General features: G+C 55.7%; 1 pseudogene. It reads left to right on the top strand.

The window, feature by feature from the left end:
- Nucleotides 1-289, top strand: a pseudogene (locus tag SB822_RS56335) (dienelactone hydrolase family protein); the annotation flags it as partial.

Genomic DNA, 289 nt, shown 5'->3' with positions numbered 1-289 from the left:
GAATCCGGCTGATACAAAGCTGATTCCGATTTCGCGGACTATCGGCGCAGATCGTATCGTCGATGAATTCATTTTCAGTTGCACGCATAGCTGCGAAATCGACTGGCTATTGCCGGGTGTCGCGCCGACGGGAAAGTACTTCGAAGTGCCGATGCTGGCTGTGGTGTGCTTCCGCGGCGACAAGCTTTATAACGAGCACATCTACTGGGATCAGGCGAGTGTGCTGGTGCAGGTGGGCTTGCTCAATCCCGAGGGATTGCCGGTGGCGGGTATTGAAAGCGCGCGTAAG

This window comes from Paraburkholderia sp. SIMBA_054 (genome assembly GCF_046534875.1).
GTDB classification, from domain to species: Bacteria; Pseudomonadota; Gammaproteobacteria; order Burkholderiales; family Burkholderiaceae; genus Paraburkholderia; species Paraburkholderia hospita.
The sequence above is the reverse complement of the archived record's forward strand: the minus strand, read 5'-3'. Positions and strand labels throughout refer to the sequence as shown.